Here is a 19,293-nt window from a genome sequence, read left to right as displayed (position 1 = left end):
GTCCGCTCGCCGCGTGCGCTCACCTGAGAACCTCGTTACGCCCGTTCACCGCTGCTCCTCGCGCCCGGGGGATCACTGGGCCACTTCCTCCTCGCTCGGTCGAACCGCCTGCACCGCTCCGAAGCCCGCCACCACGACCCCGGCCAGCGCGAGATACGCCCGGCGCCCCGGTGCGCGCAGGTGGGACGGTTCCACCCGCTCGGACCTGCCGGGGGCGAGCTCGTCCTCCCAGGGCACCCGCACGATCGCCCGGCACCGGCCACGCGCGACCGCCTCGGCCTGCTCCACGTCGCCCATGCTCCGGCGGCTCACCCCGTTGACGACGAGAACCGCGCGCCGGCGCAGGTCGGCGCAGCCGTGCCCGTCAAGCCACTCGTAGGTCATGGCCACCGCGTCCGGCCCGTCCTCGCTGGCCGGGACGACCAGGACGAGCTGGTCGGCGTAGGGGAGCACCCGGGCGGCCAGCGCCGCGGCCGGATCGACGACGACCAGCCGGTAGTGCCGGTCCAGGATGTCCATGGTCCTGCCGAGCCGCCGGTCGGAGAAGAGCGTGCGGTCGGAGAGCCGCTGCTCGGCGCCGGAGTCGGCGTCCCCGGCGACGACCTCCAGGCCCGAGGCGCAGCGGCTGGTGTAGGCGCGCATGCCCAGATAGCCGTGGACGTTGTCGAGACCGGCCAGCAGGGAGGTCAGGGTCTCCGGCGACTCGGCCTCGATCCGGCGGGACAGGGCGTGGGCGCCGGTGCTGGCGTCCACCGCGAGAACCCTGTCCTCGCGGTAACGCGCGAGGGTGTGACCGAGCATGAGCGCGGTCGTGGTCTGCCCGGCGCCGCCGGTGCAGCCCAGCACCACCACCCGGCGGCTGCCGCTGAACAGCGCCCTGGCCCGCGCCTCGTCGAGCTCCGACCCGTCCGTACGGCTCCCGCCGCCCGGTCCGATGACCACCTGTGCCAGCCGCCGCCAGCCACCGGCCGAATCCCTGCCGACAACCGACTCCACCCGGCGGACCCTGGTCTCGGCCTGGGCCGGCCGGGGCACCGGCACCGCGGGCGCCACCGGATCGGGGGTGGCCGGACCTGAGGGAACCGCCCGGATCGAGACGCCCGCCGGTGTCCCGGTGGGCCGCTCCTGCGGTCGCGCCCGCCGCTGCTCGGCGAACTGCGCCGCCGGTGCGGGCTGTCCCCTGCGATGCTGGGCCCGAGCGTCCTGTTCGACCATGGCGGGAGTCTCCCCGACCGGCGCGTCCCCCGGCGGAACACCTCCCACCGGCACGTCACCCGCCCGGGAGTCACGCGACGGAACATCACTCACCGGCACGTCCCTCGACGACGCGTCTCCCGGCGGGGTGTCCTCCGGCTGAACATCCGCCGGCACCTCCGTCGCCGGGACGTCCCCCGGTGAACTGTCCGCTCCCCTCCCCACGGGCTCGGCGGCACGCCGTCCAGCCGGGGCGGGGCCGACGAACCTCGGCGCGGAGGACCGTCCGGCGGGGTCGGGGCCGTCGGAACGACGCGCGGCCGTCGGTGGCACTGCCGTCCCCGGCGCCCCGGCGCCTCCGGGAGCCTTGGAGGTCCCGGGGATCCTGGGAGCCCTCGAAGGCGCGGGGGGCGCGATGGGCTCGGCCCGGAACGAGGCGGCGCGCTCAACCTCGGCGGAGGCGGCGAGCCTGCGCAGCCGCCGCAGCGCCTCGGTGCCGATCGGAGCGTCCGGAGCCTTCGAGGCCGCGGACGCCTCGGTCTCAGCGGGGACAGCCGCTGTCCTCGGCACAGAAGTTCTCGGCGCGGCGACACTCGGCGCGGCGACGTTCGGCGCGGCGACGTTCGGCACGGCGACACTCGGCGCGGCGGCGCTCGGGCCGGGAGCACCGGGAGCGGTACCGGCCGAGTCCGGATCCGGCCGGGTGGCCGCTACGGCGGGCGTCGAGGCCGCAGGCGCGGGATTCCGATCGGCCGGTACGGCGGAGGCCGAGGTAACAGGTGTGGCGGAGGACGCCGATCCGGCGGAGGCCGGGGCCGCTGATCCAGCGGAGGAAGGCGGCACAGACCCGACGGAAGGCGGCGGCACAAACTCGGCGGAAGACGACGGCACGGACCCGGCCGAGGGCGGCAGGGACCCTGCCGAGGGCACCGGAGTCTTAGCCGGCTCGGTGGAGGCCACGCCCCTGGACATCTCGGCGGCAACGGACCGGCCGAGGGCCGGAGCGGTGCCCCGGCGGGAAGCGGGGGCCGTACCCCGGGCGCGTTCACGGACGGTGGGAACGGTGGCCGCCGCGACGGCGGCGGCCACGGCGGGACGGACCTCGCCAGAGGGTGCCGCCGCCCGCCCGCCCTGGCCGTACCGGGCCCTGCGCCCAACCTTGCCCGCGAGCTTGTCTCGGGTCTCGGCGACCGGCTCGGGGGCGGCTCGCCACACCCTGCCGGCCAGGGTGATCTCCGAGGGCTCGGCCGCGGGGGCCATCCGGCACCAGGTGCGCGGCTCGCCCACGTAACGGACCTGCGACTGCAGCAGTTCGGTGAGCCGCTTGCTCTCGATCACCGGGCGGGTGGACAGCCAGGTGACGATCCCGGGCGGTACGAGGTAGAGCACGTGCCACGGCGCGTCGAAGGGCAGGCCGAGAAACGCGAGCAGAAGCGACCACGGGGCCACCACACCCACGAACACACCGATCCAGACGATCGGAAGCGGCGTTGGCAGCCGTAGGTCGTACAGCTTGTAGAGCCGCTTCTCAATCCTCCAGATATTGGTATATGTGGGCAGGTCCACGCGCTCCTCCTCTCCGCCACTCGTTGTTTGACCGCTCGGAGGCGGTCTCAACCCCCCGTGATGCCCAGCGCGCTCGCGATCGCCTTGGCTGTCACCTCGATGATGTTGGGCACGTAGAAGATCACTCCGATGGCGATCGCCAGGATGATGAACTGCATGAACCTGGTGATCTCACGGGTGAAGAGGAAGAAGAGTGCGACAACGGAGACGATCACAAGAAAGAGCGGGCCGAAGAACTTACGGAGAAAGTCGGCTAGGCCCTGCGTGTTCACGGTCGCCGGAGGGGTGCTTGGCTGGGCGAGGTCGATCACGTTCAACAGGATGGTCTTCAAGATCACTTCTCGTCCTCCGTGCTTGTGATCGCGCCCCGGGGGGTCACGGGCTCGCGACGCGCATATTCGAACCCGCCCAACGCCGGATCGCCGACCAGGGGGGGTCTGCTCACTGTGAACCGGCACCATTCGATCATGTGTTACCCCACAGACCGTTTCGCGCCTCGGATGTCCTTGACGAACCACTTGTCGCCCTGTTTGACCACGGTGAGCCGGTAGGACTGCTCCAGCTTCCCACCCATGTTCCCCGGGTCGGAGGGGCTGGGGCTGGCGGACGGGGTCGCCCCCGAGGGCACCCCCCACACGACCGTCGCGGTCACGTCCCGGGTGGCGCCACCACCGGCGGGAACGGCGAGGTCCTTGAGGTTCACGAAGGTGAACGCGCCGCCGAAGCCCTCCAGCGTGACCCCGGCCGCGGCGTAACGCTGCAGGGACACGGTGTCGCTCGCGGCGTACGCCTTGAAGAAGTCGGCCAGGGGCGTGCGGAGCTCGGCCTCGGCGGCGTCGTCCCTCTCGCCCGCGCCCACCGGAGGCAGATCGGCCGGCCTCGGCGCCGGCAGGATCGCAGGACGCCCGGAGACAACGAACCTGTCCGCTCCGGCGTCGTAGAAGACCGGCACGGACAGCAGCTGGCGGCGGCTTCCCGACTGGAAGGCCACCGTCACGACGATGTTCTCCTCGTCGACGACCTCCGAGCCGTACGGCTGCACCGCGCCGGCGGCCATCCGCCCGAGCCCGTCCCAGCCGAACTGCGGCTCGGCGCCGTCGGGCAGGTAGGGAGCCAGCCTGGCCGCCCTTTCCTGTGAGCGGACGGCCTCGAAATTCAGATAGACCGCGGCGAACTGGCCGGCGAAAGAGGTGGCCCGGGTGACGGGAAATCCGGTGTCGGGGGAAACGGGAGACGCCCCACCCGAACCGCTCCGCTGAGTGAAGCGCTCAAAAGGTGCACGGACCCCGTTCACCACGATGACCACTATTAGCGCCCAAAGCACGGCACGGCCGGTCCACACCAGCCAGCGCCCGCCACCACCGGACCAGCGAGCCCGGGACGGCGTCCCCCGGCCCTGGGCCGGAGCGCGGTCGAACTCGGGGTCGTGCGGTGACCCCGGGTATGCCGACAGCTCAGGGTCGCCGGTGATCCGAGGATCACGGACGGTTGACCTTCGAGCCATCTTGCCTCCGCTCGCGCCAATCCCCCGGCTGACGCGGTGTCGTATTACTCCCGACCCCGTTAACCATGGTCAAGCACTTACTCTAACCGCCCTGTCGATTGTTCCAGGAAAGCCACGCCTATGCTGCAGGCATCGTGGTTACTGAGCAAACCGTGTCTGGAGCCTGGCAGGGGGCCCATCCCGGCAGGCAGTGCGAAAAAGCACATTACGCCTGGCCAGCAGGTGAACTGATTACCCAAACGCCACGCATTGCTGTCTAAACGGCACGGTGACTGTCGCGACCTGCACATTCACCCCGAAGCACCCATCACCCAGCGTCACCAAACCCCGGAACGCCCCTGGCCAAGACCGCCCCCTCCCCGGCCGGCCGACGACACCCCCACCGAGAAGGACGGCCGCGCCGGCTCGATCATCCTCGCCCCGGCCCCCCGGAGCGAACGCCTCCGTGGCGGCACCGCCGAGAGGACAGGCTCGGTCCGCCCGCGAAGCGAGTGCGTCGGTGACGCGCCTGACACCCATAGCCCCGGCTAGCCCCGGCCGCCCGCACGTCGCGCAGGCCGGGCATTCAGAGGTCGTCATCGCCCGGGACACCTCGTCCACGGCCCCACCGGTGGCCCAACCCAAAAACCTCATGAAAAAGAGTAAAGAGCTACAGGCCGCCCGATATAACAGCAAAGTCCGCAATCCACATTGAACCGCAGATCCCTTCCACCTGTCTCTATCCGACAAAACCTGACACCGCGATTCCGCTATTGCTCTAAGGTGCTCCAAGGCGGGGCCCCTCCACTCCACTACGAGAAGTGGTCGCATTGGTTGAGCTGGAAGACTGGAACGGTCTCATCAAGGATCGGAACGACGACTTCAACGACTTGAGGATGACCGCTCTCCTGTCGACAGGTGGAAACAGCTTCGCGCGCCCGTTCCTGGCTGCCGCCGATGACGGCCGAAGATACTGGGTCAAGTGCATCGACACATGCCCACAACACTCCAAAATGTCCGTGGCCATCGAGCACATCGTGTCCAACGTCGGACGGCTGATCAACGCACCCGTATGCGAAAGCAACCTCATCCGCATCCCCGAGGAACTGGCCGGCTGGCCGTTGGGTAAAGGACACCTCCAGGCAGGGCTGGCCCACGCGAGCCTCGCACTGTCCAAAGTCATTGAACGTCGGTATGCCCTGGAGTCACGCACACGCGACGACAACCGGCGGCGGCAGGCGGGCGTCTACGCGTTGTGGGACTGGTGCTTTGGGGGTGATCCTCAATGGCTGTACGACCTCGACAACGACGAGAGCGTCTACAGCCACGACCACGGCCTCTACCTGCCCTCTAACGACGGATGCTGGGAGAGGCGGTACCTGGTCCAGTGTGCCGACGAGCCCAACGAGCTCCCCGACGTTCCGCGCGACCTCAACGAGGAGGCGGTTGAGGAAGTGTCGGTGGCCCTTGAGAAAATCAATCGCGATGCTCTCGTCAACATCCTGTGTGGCGTGCCAGCATCGTGGCCAGTCAGTAACGGCGATCTGGAGGCGCTCGGCTGGTTCCTTGAATACCGGGCGCCATCTGTCGCCAGTCGTATCCGAGCATTGGTTGGAAGGGAGGTTAAGTCCAGATGAGTCGCTATATTTACTCGATCATCAGATGTCTCCCCGATCCACAAACAGGCGAGTTTGTCAACTACGGGGCGATAGCGGGAGATCCGGTCACTGGAGACTGGGGAATCCGCCAGCTCAGCAGGACCGACCGGATCCGCAGGTTCGCCCCCGTCGCCGTGCTGGACGTCGCAAGCGGTTTCATGCTGCGACTGGAGACGATGATCGATGCCCAGCGCACGCCTTTGGAGAGTGAGATCCTCGACGAGGAGTGGCTGCGGGGATTGCACCACGATCACCGCAATATCGTCCAGCTCAGCCCGCCGGCACCGATCCTGGCGAATAGCGCCCAGGAAGCGTTGGAACTCATATTCGGGCACATGATCATTGATCCGGTGCCCCAGCCCCGTCAGGTCTCAATGAACAAAGACGCCATCACCCGCGAGCTCCGAGACGTATACCGCCGCGTGGACATCGACCCATCACTGGTCCGCAAGCGCCCCCAGGTGTTCGTGGGCGCTCATGTGAACTACACGGTGGACTTCGCGATCGCCAATGGGCACGCGGTGCAGTTGACGCAGGCATGGTCGTTCAGGCGATCCAGCCTCGATGAGGTGTCGATGCAGGTGAAGGCATGGGGGTACGCACTGGATCGGCTCCGAGGCGGCGAAGAGGCCCGGGTGATCGACACAGCCACCCGGCAGATCAGCACGATCGACGCGGCGGTGGATCTACAGGTGGTCGTCATGCCACCGGAGACCGCGTCGCAGGAGCGTTGTTTCGACGAGGCGAAAGAGATCTTCGCCGGTCTGGGGGCGCAGGTTCACTCGCTGGATGATGCCAACGCTGTGGGAGCCCGCGCCGAGATGCTGGTAAAGGGTCTGGAGTCGGCTGGGTGAAGCGCCCCACCTGTGGGAGTGGGGCGCTTCGCCATGGGTTCAGCCGGTGCGCTCCAGGTCGGCTGCCAGCACCACGACGTCGTTAAGGGCCGCGCCGTACCCGAGCAGACCAACCCCGCAGACGCGGGGCTGGCTGGACCGCCCCCAACCGTGGCGGCGCGGCGCGGAAACCAACCCCGCGGATGTGGGGCCGACGATGTCATCCTCGACGAGAAGTACACAGGTCACCAACCAGCCCCCGCGTGTACGAGACCGGGCCGTTAAGGACGGCATTCCCCATCATCTGAAGGCGAGGTCCCCCGCCGAGATTTTCGATGGGAGAGAGCGTCCTCACCGCGTCCCGCCGGGCCCGGCCGTCATGCGGGAGACCAGGTTGGAGGGATCACCCAGCCACACGCGTTGTTGCCCGTCCGCCATGACGGTGAGCCCGAACTCCTCATGTCCCGGCCGCCCCCGATCAACCCACCACCCGTGGGCAGCCTCCACCTCGTCCCACAGGTTGCGCGGACCGCCCTGATACACCTGGGAGACCGAGCGGCCGTCTACGCCGTAGAAGTACACCGCCGCCCATGACCGATCCGCCAGCCCGTACAGCCACATGACAGGCGTGCCGTCGTCAGCACGGCCGTGGTTGTGGACGCAGTCGGGGACCAGCAGCCCGAGTACGAACACGGCGGCGGCGTAGGAGTTCTCCGGAACAACCGACGACGCGGCCAGCCTGGTCACCGACTCACGAGTGCCTGCGGGCCAGTTGTCGCCGGGAATGTAATCGGTGTGCCGCGGCCAGTCCAGGCGCTGGGAGCGCAACGGCATGAACCCCGCAGGCCCGGTGAAACGTCCGCCCGCGGTCCCGTCGTCGGCGACGACCAGGCGGGCGACGGCGTCCCGATAGCTGTAGCGCGTGCCCCAGGGCATCACGATGACGGCGCCGGGCCGGGCCTGGTCGATCCAGGCCCGGGGCACGTCACGGACAGCGGCGGTCACCAGAATCCGATCGTACGGTGCCCGGTTCGGCCAGCCGAGCAGGCCGTCGCCGGTGACGACCTCCGGATGCCATCCGGCCGCGTGCAGCGCCTCGCGCGCACGGTCGGCCACCGCCTCGTCGAGCTCGACCGAGACGACGTTGCGCTCACCCAGCCGGGCCGACAGCAGACCGGCGCACCAGCCCGTCCCCGTCCCGATCTCCAGCACTCTCGCGCCGTCGAACACCGACAGGTCCCGGAACATGGAGAACACCAGGCTGGGTGTGGAGCTGGAACTGGTCCGCCACTCGCCGGGCGCGGTCCCGGTGTGGTGACCATCGTCCCATTGGGTGGTGATGGGGACGTTGGAATCGGCCCAGCGGCTCCACGCCTCAGGGTCGGCCGTCTTGGAGACGGGGATGTCGAGGTCGTTGTCGAAGGGCCACATCAGGTCGGGGAGAAAGACCCGTCGGGGAACCGCGTCGCCCGCCCGCGCCCAGTCCGGCGCCATCGTCCCGGTCTTCAGCAGGAGTTCTCGTAATTCCTGCCAGGGTGTTTTTACGACGGAGGTCACTTCGGCGTCGGCTTCTCGTGCTGCCCCGGTGGCGGGCTGCCGTCAGGGTGCGGTTTCGGCAGCGTTACGGGTTTCGGGGGTGGCTTGCGGGGACCTTCATGTGTTCCCATGCGCTTCTCCCCACTTGACTCCTGACGTAGAGCGTTCACTCGTAAGCGTAGAGTCATACAGAGGGGCTTGGTAGACGTTTCCGCGATAGGTTCATACATCGCCGATCCCCCTCCGTTCTCACTGAGGAGCCGCTGAGCGGGCGTTTCCCCTTGGATGTGGACACCGAGACCGACTCTCGACGTTTTGCCTTTTCAGCGGAGAGCACGGGATTCGAACCCACGAGGACCGTCACCGGCCCTAGCGGTTTTCAAGAGGACTGCGTTCCTGGCCTCGACAACGGCCCTGAGCTGCTGCGATACATGTGCTCCAGCATAGGGACTGGAAGATCATCCCGCGCATATCCCACAGGATCAGATCTGCTGGACAAGCTGAACGATCACCATGTAGGCGGCCTCGGTCTGAGCATAAGCGGCACGGACGGTGTAGCGCCCTGGTGGAAGGTCCACCCTAAGATGTTCCTCGACGTCGATGTAGGCATGACCGTGGACGGAGTCGAAGAGAAGAATGGCTCCTCTGATGTCCCACACCAATTCCTCCTCCCACTGCGCAGAACCGACCACCTCGGTAGCAGCCTGAAGGATGTCCGTAGCGACCCATCGGACAAAGAGGTTGTATTCGGACAGGAACGCGGTGTCGACGGGATGGTCACCGAGAACAAGGGCCTTGTCCGGTCCGACATCGATCAAACCGATGTAGCCAGCGACGGTTTTGCATCCCCATCACAAAAACCGCTGGACCTACAGAAATCGGCTGGGCCATCGGACCGCATCTGGCAGGATTAGCTCGTGACTGCCAAAAAAGACGAGGCGGCCGCTCATACCTCACAAGGTGCATCCGCTGGAGGCACGCCGGCAACCGTCGGAATTCAGCATGTGTCCAGGCAGCATGTGGTGTCTCAAGTTCTGTTGAAACAGTTCGCCGTACCGAGACCCAAGAGCAGCGGCCTACAGTTGATCAAATTTGATCTAGATTATCCAGAACGTTCCCAGAAGCCAAAGTCACCTCGCGCATGCGGTTGGGTTGAAGACTTCGTAAGAATCGAATCGGCTTCTGCGGAAAATCTATGGGGAAGGGTAGAGCAGGAGGTTCCGCCTACGCTCATGGCCGTGCATGACGGAACGGTATTCAACGATCCCAAACATGCCGAAACGCTCCGCAATCTGATTGCAGTGCATATGGTCCGTTCTCATCGCTACCACAAGGTCCATCACAACGCTTTCTCTGACGTCTATAAAAGACTACGAACCACCCTCCTACGAAATAATGAAGAATTATTGCGAGTCGAAGCATTGCGCGAGACGGGTTTGCATTTGCCGGGACCACACACCCTGGGGGCATACCTCGATCGCATTATGGAAAACTCCACTCCAACTAAAGACCATAAGAGTGGAAGGTTATTTCGAAACAACATTGAGGAGATGTTCGATAAAATTCGATTCTTTCTAGCCAAATTTAAAATTGAGATCATCGCACCCGAATCGGGTGCTTTTATTATCGGCGACAATCCTGCAATTACGATGCGCCACGACGGAACTTACAACATGGCCATCGGAGACGCGCACACTGTCGTTCTACCTATTGGCCCTAAGCATCTAATCGCCCTTGGCCCCAATAATTTGATTGGCTCTATTCCCAAGTCCAAGGTCGATGATCTGAATAAGCTACAGGCCATCGCCGCTAATCGACATGTCTTCTTCAGGCCAGATAGCGAAACGGAGAAGTTCGTTAGAGAAGTTTGCCGGTACCGACCAAAACATCGCTCAACAGAAGTCTAGACAGCCACCTGTTCATCTTCACCCTAAGGTGAGGTCATTTCGATACATCGACAAAAGGCATGGAGGGGCTCCAAGCTTCGGCTAGCGACGCCGACGGTTTTACAGGCCATGCCCGTCCCCGGCATGGCACGGTTTCCGACCTGCGGTGTTATATCTCTGCACCGCTCTCGCCACCATGATCATTGCACGTATATTGCACGTCACGGCAGGTGAGGTTGAAGGGCCGACCAGGGATCGATCTGAGTTCTTACCGGACCCACCGCCAGTCGATCCGGGATCAACTCCATTGGGCCGGGGATATTCTTACACATGCGTAAGGCTAAGATCTCGTGTCGAGGACGGGTGCACCAATCGATCACCCAAGCCCTTGCCTGCTCTAAGCCCAAGGGCAGAGCTTCCAGGACGTCTGAGGTCAGCCGGTCCGGACTCCACAGCGGATCATCATCGGGGGCGAGATCAGCGACCTGCAACGCCCGAAGGTGGAAGCGGCCTGCGCCCGTGTTCTTCCTGGGATAGCCAGCCCGTTCGGCACCATCGCGGGCAGCGAAAGCAGCCCGTGCCTAGATTCGCCGGGCCTCAAAGAGGGTCCGTCGCCGCATTCAAATTGTCAGTAGCTCATGCGACCCTTCTCGCTGGGGCGTCCGGTTGACAAGCAAGACCGCTCCGAAGCTAGCAACCAGTGCTCACATGCTGCTCAGGGGTCCACTATGGCGAGGATGACCGACGCGAATCGTCTCTCGCTGTGTCACCCGGATGTGGCCGCAGACTGGGACTACGAGAAGAATTTCCCCTTCACACCAGACCAGTTCTCGATTAGTTCAAGCAGACAGAAGCGGTGGTGGAAATGCCCAGAGGGTCACAATTCCTATGAAGCATTGATTAGTACGCGCACTCGTTCGAGATACCCCGCGAAATGCCCAGAATGCCCTCGCAGTCAGAAGCTCGGCACGAACGTCACGAACGCCAACCGCTTATCCCTCTTACGTCCAGACTTGATCCTCTCCTGGAACAAGGAGAGGAACCTTCCGCTCACTCCCGATCTGGTGTCGATAGCCAGCAACAAGCGCATCATCTGGGATTGCCTGAACAATCCTAAGCATCCGTCCTGGCCAGCGTCAGTCTCAGATCGGGCCGGCAGCGCAACCCGGGAAGGTACTGGCTGTCCTAACTGTTACCTCGTTCGCACCTCGCGGCCCGAACTGAGGCTCAAGGCTGAGCTCAGTAGATTCCTGACCATCTCGCCTGAGCTCAACAAGATCAAGGTCGACGGCGAAGGGGCGAAAGAAGTTGACATCGCGGATCACTCGGTGCGTCTCATAGTCGAATTTGACGGCGCCTACAGTCATGGTCTCCCGGGGAGACTGGAGCGCGACACGGTGAAAACCGGCCACCTCAGGGAGGCGGGTTGGGCAGTGGTTAGAGTCCGAGAACACAATCTCACCAAAATTGACCCCGTCTTCGACGTTACCGTTGGCAAGGATGCCCATCCTTACCGCGTCGCGACCACTGTGATCACCCACCTCTCCAACCTCGGTTACATTCCCGCAGATGCTGCCGAGGATTATCGCCGGGCCGGATGCCTCCAAGCCAAGAACCTGTCGGACAGCTGGATCATCGATCGCCTTGGAAACCCCACATCCAAAGCCGAATCCGATACTTTTGAGGACAAGTGGGATCGGATGTATAAGATCTTAGTCAGCTTCCACGAGTACTTCGGTCACTGCAATATCCCTTATGGGATCCTCCTCAAAGACGTTGACTTGCGCACCTGGTGCTACACACAGCGCGCCTCTTTCCGGAAGGGGACGCTCTCCAAGGAGCGCCAGAAACATCTCACAGCTATACCTTCCTGGACTTTCGACGTGCAAAGCGGAAGGTTCTGGGAGGGCCTCGATCAGTACCAGTACGCCTTCAACTGGCAGGGCACCGGTCAGCGTCACCCCGATGCCGATGTCCGGCCCGCTCGAAGGTGGGCCCAAAAGCTGCGCGAGCGCCGCAGAAAGCTCCTAAACGACGGGCGAGACCTTCCGGCCTACCAGATCCAGGCGATGGACAAGATTCCGGGTTGGTGCTGGACACCGCGTGACAGTCGCTTCGACGAGCAGATCGATGTGCTCTCCGATTACTGCCGCCAACTGGACACCACTCTCGCAAGCATCAAGGACAAAGATGTATGGGAGGGACACAAGATCGGTATGTGGATCACTAACTGGCGTTCCAGCCGACCTCAGCTGCCTGTCGAACAGATCAAGAAGCTGGAATCTCTTCCCGGCTGGACTTGGAGCAAGAATGCGGACGCCTGGAACTCCAAAATCGCTGCTCTAGCTGCCTTTGGAGAAGCAAATGGCCACCTCAAGCCTTCCCTGACACTCGGCGATGAGCACGAACATGCTCTTGCAAAGTGGAAGCACAAGTACAGGAGCAAGCTGCGGGGACAGGACAACGAGCGAGCCCAGCGTCTCAGGGCGCTGCTCGCACAGTATGGCGAGGAATGGAACTAGAGAGTGCCTAAAAAGCGTCACGGCACTAGATCCTGCGTTAGAAGTAGTTAGAAGGCTTGCGAGATCCTCGGCGTGCTCCGAGTATGTACAGGAAATCCCCCTACCATGTGGAGCAAAAGGTGCGACCTGTCCTGCGAAAAATCGGACGTGCAGCGAGCGCAACCCGCCGAGAGTACTCAACTCTCTTGGGCGACTACAGCCGCGAATTCTACGCTGCAATCGACAAACGCATTTCAGATTTCGAAGATCTCAGTGAAATTGATTCCGATACAATAGACAGACTGAGGCCAGTAATATTTGACGCAGCGCGGTCCTATCAAGCACAGAACTACTTTCCCCCACTGCGCGCCGCACTTAAGTCTAAACCACGCGTTAAGATAAGCATTGCTGCAGCGATTTTAGCAGCCCTCTTCTTCATGATAAACAGCTTTTTGCCGCCGCCAAATTTAGATGGTAGTGGAGTGTTCGGCGCCCTCTGCGCCCTCATTGCACTAGAGCTACTCGCCACCATCCGCCTTAGACAGCGCCATCGAGGCACCGTTCTAGCCCAATTAGCTGGCACAGCTCTAGCCATATATATGAGTTGGCGTTTTCACATATTCCAAGACTCCACTAAAGCGGCCTGGAACACAGTCACACTCCAGCCTCCGGCGTTCCTGGCAGAACTGTTCCCATCTCTAACACTTAAACCTCAACAGATAGCAATCTACTCATTTTCATATGGAATGATTTGGACGTTGAGCGCTGCAAGTCTCATAGGTTTGATATATCTGTTTCTCCGCCTCAATATACTCATAACCACTCACATCGACCCTAGAATATTGACCTATAGGGCCGAATACTGTTCAGCGCTTATCCTTATGGGACTACTTGACTTAGCCAGCAAGCTAGACAGTAGCCTGGCACACAGGACTAGCGCACACGAATCGGTTCTGATCGGCCGTCGAGAATGGTTCGACAGAAAATGCGTTGAATTATCTAGAATAGCGAGCGGACCATGGCCTCGACTTATGCGACGCCATTACGGCATTGCCGGATATGAGATCGCTTCTCATGCAAATGGAATAGCTTTCGCATTCAGAAGATGGCAACTACAATTTATATTCATCGGCACGCACATTCGCGACGTTAACAAATCGTTGCAACAGGCGCTTGTCGATGCCACAGAAGGCAACTGGAAGTTATTGGTGCCCGAAGAAGCTTCCGACATCAAGCTCACTCAAGGGCGATTTACTAGAGCAGCAAAGCGGTTCTTTGCGATAACAATCCCCGCGGGAACCGCCCTGGCTATATGGACATATTTCGAAAGTCTGCTGGGCCCGCTCTCTCAGCCAATAATAGTCGCGTGTCTTGCGTTCTCCGCGCTTCAACTACTTCTGGCTATAGATCCACAGGCGGCGGAGCGCCTTGATGGTGTTCAAAAAATCTCGGACATGTTCAAGCGCAGCTAGCACAACCTCTTAGGCAAAAGCCATGCCAAAATGGCCCCATCCAGGTCTTGCATCTGCAGGATGATCTAACCAGTTCATGGGTTTCTGGACTCTTCAGAGGCATTCCCCGATGTAGGCCAGATGCGGATCGGCGAAGAAGGACCGCACCAGGGCGGGCAGCTTCTGCAAGCGCCGCAGCGCGCCCAGCGCCAACGTCTTGAGCTCCTCCACGCTGCGCGCCGAGGCACGGGCGATCCGGTCATGCTTGACGTTCTTCCACACCCACTCGTCCGGGTTCAGCTCAGGCGAGTACGGCGGCAGGAAGAACAGCGACAGCCGACCCCGGCTGTCCTCAACGAACCGCTTGACCTTCTTGGCCCGGTGGACGCGGGAGTTGTCGACGATCAGGAACACCGGCCGGTTGGCATCGGCGAGCAGGCGCTTGCAGAACCCGATGAACGCATCAGCGTCCAGGCCCTGGTCGAACAGCTGGAAACGCAGCTCACCGCGAGGGCTGACCGCCGAGATCATCATGACCGAGCGGCGGGCCCCGGTGGCGGCCACCACCGGCGTGCAGCCGATCGGCGCCCAGGTGGTGCCCGCGTGGTGGTCGGTGCGCACCGCGGCCTCATCCGCGAAGAACACCACCGCGCCCAGCCGCTTGGCCTCGGCGGCGATGGCCGGGAAGGTCTGCTGCTTCCATTCGGCCACCGCGGCCGGATTCTGCTGGTAGGCGCGATACAGCGGACGCTGCGGGGACATGCCGAGCCTGGCCAGGACGCGGCCGACGCTCACCGGCGACAGCTTCACCTTGAACTCGCGGCGGATCAGCTCGGCCACCATCGCCCGGGTCCACAGCGCGAATCCGAAGCTCAGCTGCCGGGGGTCGGTACCGACGATCAGCGCATGCAGGCGGGCGAGCTGGACGTCGGTCAGCTTGGCCGCCGGCCCGCGGGTCTTCTTGGTGCGCAGCCCGCCGGGGCCGAGCGTGCGGTACTCGCGCAACCACTCGAAGACGGTGGCGCGACCGAAGCCGAGGATCTCGGCGACCAGATCCGGTGACTTGCCGCTTTCGATCAACTGACACGCGCGTAGGCGCTCTTCAAAGGTGGCCCGCCGCCCCAACTTCGCCATGCGTCAATCGTGGCATACAACACCGGCAAGAGTCCGGAAACCTATGAACGGATTAGATCAAGGCGTTCCTGGTCGTAACGCGGCTGCGCCAAATCTTGCCTCTCGGTGGGCTGGGGCTGAGGAACGAAGTCCCAGACCTTCGATCGCCCCCAACCCCGTGTGATGGCCGGCCATAGCATGGCGATCGTCGTGCTGCATCTTTGCGGCGGCGCATCCCTGGTCGGCGGTGCGGCTTGGTACGGCGGGGGCTCCGTGCGGTGGGCGGCCCGTGGTCCCGCCGCCGGCCGAGACCGGCGCCCACGCCGCACGCTCGGGCGGCGTTCGGGCGGCGGGCCGTGCGGCGGCGCGCCGCGCCGCCGCCTTGATACCCATGAGAACAATTCGGCAGTGATCCCGGATGGGCGGCCTCCGGCAGTTGGGTGGCTGGTAGAACGCTGGGTGTGGAGGATCGTCGGGATCGGCTTCGGGTGTTGGGTGGGTTGCTGCGTCGGCTGCGTAAGGATGCGGGGCTGACGGGTAAGGAGCTGGCGCTGCGGGCTGGGGTGACTCAGCCGACGATCTCTCAGATTGAGACGGGGCAGCTTCTTCCCGTCCCGGATACGGTTGATCGGCTGGCCGAGGCCCTGGGGCTGGATGAGGTGCGCCGCGGGGAGTTGGATGCCTTGCTTGCGCGGCTGCGCGATGAGGTTTCCCGTCTCAAAGGGGGGTTGGCCGGCAAGGAGTCGGCGAACGCGGCCCGGTTGCGGTCGGCTCGTCGGGTGGTGTCGTTTCAGTCGGGGATGATTCCGGCGTTGTTGCAGACGGCGGAGTACGCGCGGCTTGTTCTGGCCTTCGGCCGGGATGTCGATGGTGAGGACGTGGCCAGGGCGGCGGCGGTCCGGGTGGGGGCGCAGGCCGTTCTGTTTGAGTCGGGGCGGGAGTTCTGCTTTGTGCTGGCGGAGGGGGCGGTGCGGACCTGGCCGGGGTCGCCGGCGTTGATGCGGGCTCAGCTGGATCGGCTGGTTCAGATCTCGACGCTTCCTTGCGTGCGGCTGGGGGTGGTGCCGTGGTCGGTGGAGGCTCCGGCTCTTCCGTTGCACGGGTTCACGGTCTTTGACGGTGCGGTGAGTGTGGTGGAGAGCCTGACCGGTGATCTCACACTGAGCGGGCCGGACGAGCTGGCCGCTCATATGGAGATCTTCGAGGCGTTCGCGGCGGTGGCGGTGTACGGCGAGGGGCTGCGGAATCTTCTGGGACAGGTCGGGGCGGATTATCAGGAGTTGGCGACCCGCCTCAACGAAGAGACTTATTTATAAGTCGAATGCCTTGAGATACTTGGAGTGTCACTCTTACCCTGGCAGCCTGGATGTATAGCCCCCTAGACATCGGAGCTCGCCATGCCACCGTGGCGCATGTCCCGCACCTTCCCCGGCTCCCCCGTGGCCATCGCCGAGGCCCGCCGGTTCGTCACCGCCTTCCTTCGCCGATGGCCCGGGGTCGACGACGCCGAACTGATCGTCAGCGAACTGGCCACCAACGCCGTCCGCCACTCCGCAAGCGGCCGGTTCGGCGGCTGCTTCACCGTCTCCATCCAGATCGACCGCGACAAGGTCTGGCTCGGCGTCCTGGACCAAGGCGGCCCCCGCATCCCGCGCCCCCTTCCCCCGCCGCTGGACGGGGAGGGCGGGCGCGGCCTGACACTGGTCGCCGGACTCGCGATGAACTGGGGCGTCACCGGAGATTCCGGCGGGCGCATCGTGTGGGCCTCCATGGACCTGGCCCCCTACAAGGTGTCCCCGCGATGAGCGGCTGCCTGTCTTCCCATCTGCCCGTGCCGCAGTCCAACCCTGCCCGGCTGGCCTGGATTAGGCCGCGCCTCGGTGAGCGGTGCCGGGTGCTCGACTGGACGTGTGGCTGCCGGTCGGTCGTCTACGAGCTGTGCTCGGCGGGCGGGCAGTTCTTCATCCGCCGCACCGTACAGGGCGCGCACCGAACCGTCGCCGAGACCTCCCGAGGCCGTGAGGGCGAGACACGGAAGCTGTGGGCGGCGCTGCTGACAGGACAGGCGCGATGACCCGGGGTGTGCCGAGGAAACGTTCGGCGATCCGGGCGACGAGCCCCAGCACCGGCGAAAGGCTCACATCTGTACTCTTCTGGGCGATCGACCGCATATCGTCTAGGGGTCTAGACTCGGCGGAGTATCACCGAGGGGATGTAGCCGTGCCGAGTGACCTTGAGCGGATCGCCGCCATCGACGACCCGTACCGGTTGATCCGGGCCGCGACCGAACGGCTCAACGCCGCGCAGCAGGAGGTGACCGAGCTCGCCCGGCTGCGCCGCCGCGTTATCCAGGAACTCCACGCCCAAGGCGTCTCTTACGCTCAGATCGCTGAGCAGGCCGGGCTGTCGCGCGGGCGCATCCACCAGATCAAGCACACCGGCCCGGCTCCCGAGGGCGCCTTCCTCGGCACCGGCGCGGTGACCGTGGTGACCCCCTTGCGGCTGGACCCCGAACACAACCGGCCCATGCTCACCCTGGACGACATGCGCTCGGGAAAACGGCTGGAAGACCTTGCCCGCTCCTTCGGCCTCGCGGTGGCCTCCGACAACGTCTCCGTCGACGGGAAGATCGACCTCAACCGGCCCGGCCTGCTCGTCATCTGCGGCCCCCGCATGTCAGAGCAGATGCGCGCCGCCTACGACACCGACCCGGTCATCCGGTGGGAGCGCGATGACCTCGGCTGGCTGCTGCGCGACAGGCGAACCGGCGCCGTCTACCGCTCCGGCAGCCAGACCACCCCACCGGAGCCGGCCGACTCGGCCTATCTGGGCCGGCTGCCTCGCCCGGACGGTAACGGCACGTTCCTGGCCATCGCCGGTATCCACCCCAACGGCTCCCTGGGGGTGATCGACCTGCTCGCCGCCGAGATCGCCACCCTGTGGGGCCAGGTCGGTGATCGGCGTTTCTCCACCGTCGTCAGCGTCGCATACGACCCCGAAACCGGGGAACCGGTCCGCACACAGCTCGTCGCCCCGCTCTACCGGCACGAAGACGACCACGAAGAAGACCACAGGGAAGATCGCGAGGACGATTGACATGCGGCTCCGCCTGGCCACCGAACCCGCCTCCCCTGCTCGGCCCAACGAGGACTTCGCCGGGGTCACCTCCAACGCGGTGGTCGTCGTGGACGGGGCCGGCACTCCGGCGGGCCTGGAGTCGGGCTGCTCTCACGGCGTCGCCTGGTACGCCCATACCCTCGGCTCCACCCTGCTGGCCGCCGTGACCCAGAACACCGGCCCCCTAGCCGAGATCCTCTCCCAGGCGATCAGGACCGTCGCCTCGCTGCATGACTTCACCTGCGATCTGTCCCACGCCGGGTCCCCCTCGGCCACGGTCGCGATGCTGCGCCGCACCGAAGACGCGGTGGAGTGGCTGGTGCTGGCCGACTCCGTTGTGGTTCTCGACACCGGCCCGGCACAGCCGATCGTGATCTGCGACGACCGCGTGGAACGGATCGGAGCGCGTTACCGGGCGCGAATGGACGACCTGAGAAGCGGAAGCCCTGAGCACACCGAGGCGTTTCGCCGGTATGTGGAGACCTTGCGCGAGCACCGTAACCGCGAGGGCGGTTTCTGGGTCGCCGCCGCCGACCCGCTGGCGGCCGAGCACGCCCTGACGGGAAGCGTCCCGGTTGATCGGTTGCGGGCCGCCGCGCTGCTCAGCGACGGGGCCTCCCGGCTGGTCGATCTGTTCGGCTTGGCCACCTGGCGGCAGGTTCTCGATCTGCTGGACGGATCCGGTCCTGAGGAGTTGATCCGCCGGACCCGTGAGGCCGAACGCGGTGACCCGGACGGTTCCCGGTGGCCTCGGGGCAAGGCGTATGACGATGCCACAGCTGTGTTCTGGAGTTTTTCCTAGGACACATCATCCCCTCTAGACGCTCGCCATCACCGACCCACCGTTGCCGCATAGCCCTCTAGTGCGGTGACCGGGAACGTTCACCGGGTCGCTGCTCGCGGTGGCCAGGCCTGAGCGGGTTGGATGTGAGTCGGCAGATCCAGCTCAGCGCGG

Annotated in this window: 16 protein-coding genes and 1 pseudogene; 10 read left to right on the top strand and 7 right to left on the bottom strand. The window is 64.5% G+C overall.

Features of this window, described 5'->3' with window-relative positions:
* Positions 1–72: 72 nt before the first annotated feature.
* From ABZ194_RS25465 to ABZ194_RS25455, 3 genes are all read right to left on the bottom strand, one after another.
* A complete protein-coding gene (locus tag ABZ194_RS25465; RefSeq protein WP_355599526.1) occupies positions 73–2,760 on the bottom strand; it encodes a TcpE family conjugal transfer membrane protein in 2,688 nt (895 codons plus the stop codon).
* 47 nt (positions 2,761–2,807) lie between these two features.
* The gene (locus tag ABZ194_RS25460) at positions 2,808–3,077 is read right to left on the bottom strand and encodes a hypothetical protein (RefSeq protein WP_355599546.1); all 270 of its coding nucleotides are present in this window, start codon (positions 3,075–3,077) and stop codon (positions 2,808–2,810) included.
* Positions 3,078–3,232: 155 nt separating this feature from the next.
* The gene (locus ABZ194_RS25455; RefSeq protein ID WP_355599525.1) at positions 3,233–4,264 is read right to left on the bottom strand and encodes a conjugal transfer protein; all 1,032 of its coding nucleotides are present in this window, start codon (positions 4,262–4,264) and stop codon (positions 3,233–3,235) included.
* A gap of 800 nt (positions 4,265–5,064) precedes the next feature.
* Here ABZ194_RS25455 and ABZ194_RS25450 point away from each other — a divergent pair.
* A complete protein-coding gene (locus ABZ194_RS25450) occupies positions 5,065–5,880 on the top strand; it encodes a HipA family kinase (RefSeq protein WP_355599524.1) in 816 nt (271 codons plus the stop codon).
* A complete protein-coding gene (locus ABZ194_RS25445) occupies positions 5,877–6,755 on the top strand; it encodes a DUF3037 domain-containing protein (RefSeq protein WP_355599523.1) in 879 nt (292 codons plus the stop codon). The genes ABZ194_RS25450 and ABZ194_RS25445 overlap by 4 nt, the downstream gene beginning before the upstream one ends.
* Positions 6,756–6,794: 39 nt before the next feature.
* Here the strand turns inward: ABZ194_RS25445 and ABZ194_RS25440 are convergent, their stop codons facing one another.
* The 3 genes and pseudogenes from ABZ194_RS25440 to ABZ194_RS25430 form a co-directional block, all read right to left on the bottom strand.
* Positions 6,795–6,983: a hypothetical protein gene (locus ABZ194_RS25440; RefSeq protein ID WP_355599522.1), complete on the bottom strand. Its 189-nt coding sequence runs from the start codon at positions 6,981–6,983 to the stop codon at positions 6,795–6,797.
* Positions 6,984–7,085: 102 nt separating this feature from the next.
* Positions 7,086–8,291: a methyltransferase domain-containing protein gene (locus tag ABZ194_RS25435; RefSeq protein ID WP_355599521.1), complete on the bottom strand. Its 1,206-nt coding sequence runs from the start codon at positions 8,289–8,291 to the stop codon at positions 7,086–7,088.
* Between the two features lie 461 nt (positions 8,292–8,752).
* Positions 8,753–9,097: pseudogene (locus ABZ194_RS25430) on the bottom strand (Imm21 family immunity protein); the annotation flags it as partial.
* Positions 9,098–9,187: 90 nt separating this feature from the next.
* On the opposite strand from ABZ194_RS25430, the gene ABZ194_RS25425 reads away from it, so the two are divergent.
* From ABZ194_RS25425 to ABZ194_RS25415, 3 genes are all read left to right on the top strand, one after another.
* Complete coding sequence (locus ABZ194_RS25425; RefSeq protein ID WP_355599520.1) at positions 9,188–10,177, top strand: DUF4238 domain-containing protein; 990 nt, start codon at positions 9,188–9,190, stop codon at positions 10,175–10,177.
* A 716-nt stretch (positions 10,178–10,893) separates the two neighbouring features.
* Positions 10,894–12,678 carry a Helicase associated domain protein gene (locus tag ABZ194_RS25420; protein WP_355599519.1) on the top strand — a complete coding sequence of 595 codons (1,785 nt, stop codon included), beginning with the start codon at positions 10,894–10,896 and terminating at the stop codon, positions 12,676–12,678.
* A 185-nt stretch (positions 12,679–12,863) separates the two neighbouring features.
* Positions 12,864–14,129: a hypothetical protein gene (locus ABZ194_RS25415; RefSeq protein WP_355599518.1), complete on the top strand. Its 1,266-nt coding sequence runs from the start codon at positions 12,864–12,866 to the stop codon at positions 14,127–14,129.
* A gap of 93 nt (positions 14,130–14,222) precedes the next feature.
* On the opposite strand, the gene ABZ194_RS25410 is transcribed toward ABZ194_RS25415, so the two are convergent.
* Positions 14,223–15,242, bottom strand: coding sequence for an IS630 family transposase (locus tag ABZ194_RS25410; protein WP_355599517.1), 1,020 nt, complete (start codon positions 15,240–15,242; stop codon positions 14,223–14,225).
* 440 nt (positions 15,243–15,682) lie between these two features.
* Here ABZ194_RS25410 and ABZ194_RS25405 point away from each other — a divergent pair, with 440 nt between their 5' ends.
* The 5 genes from ABZ194_RS25405 to ABZ194_RS25385 all read left to right on the top strand — a co-directional run bounded on the left by ABZ194_RS25405 (position 15,683) and on the right by ABZ194_RS25385 (position 19,140).
* Positions 15,683–16,537, top strand: a complete 855-nt coding sequence (locus ABZ194_RS25405; RefSeq protein ID WP_355599516.1) for a helix-turn-helix transcriptional regulator — start codon at positions 15,683–15,685, stop codon at positions 16,535–16,537.
* 81 nt (positions 16,538–16,618) lie between these two features.
* Positions 16,619–17,026 (top strand): ATP-binding protein, encoded by a 408-nt coding sequence (locus ABZ194_RS25400; RefSeq protein WP_355599515.1) that lies wholly within the window; start codon positions 16,619–16,621, stop codon positions 17,024–17,026.
* Complete coding sequence (locus ABZ194_RS25395) at positions 17,023–17,295, top strand: hypothetical protein (protein WP_355599514.1); 273 nt, start codon at positions 17,023–17,025, stop codon at positions 17,293–17,295. The genes ABZ194_RS25400 and ABZ194_RS25395 overlap by 4 nt, the downstream gene beginning before the upstream one ends.
* Positions 17,296–17,441: 146 nt before the next feature.
* Positions 17,442–18,317, top strand: coding sequence for a sigma factor-like helix-turn-helix DNA-binding protein (locus ABZ194_RS25390; RefSeq protein ID WP_355599513.1), 876 nt, complete (start codon positions 17,442–17,444; stop codon positions 18,315–18,317).
* A gap of 1 nt (position 18,318) precedes the next feature.
* Complete coding sequence (locus ABZ194_RS25385; RefSeq protein ID WP_355599512.1) at positions 18,319–19,140, top strand: integrase; 822 nt, start codon at positions 18,319–18,321, stop codon at positions 19,138–19,140.
* Positions 19,141–19,293: the final 153 nt, after the last annotated feature.

The sequence above is a fragment of the Streptosporangium sp. NPDC006007 genome, from assembly GCF_040614315.1.
In the GTDB taxonomy this organism is placed as follows: Bacteria; Actinomycetota; Actinomycetes; order Streptosporangiales; family Streptosporangiaceae; genus Streptosporangium.
Note: the sequence above shows the minus strand (reverse complement) of the source record. Positions and strands in the feature narration are given on the sequence as shown.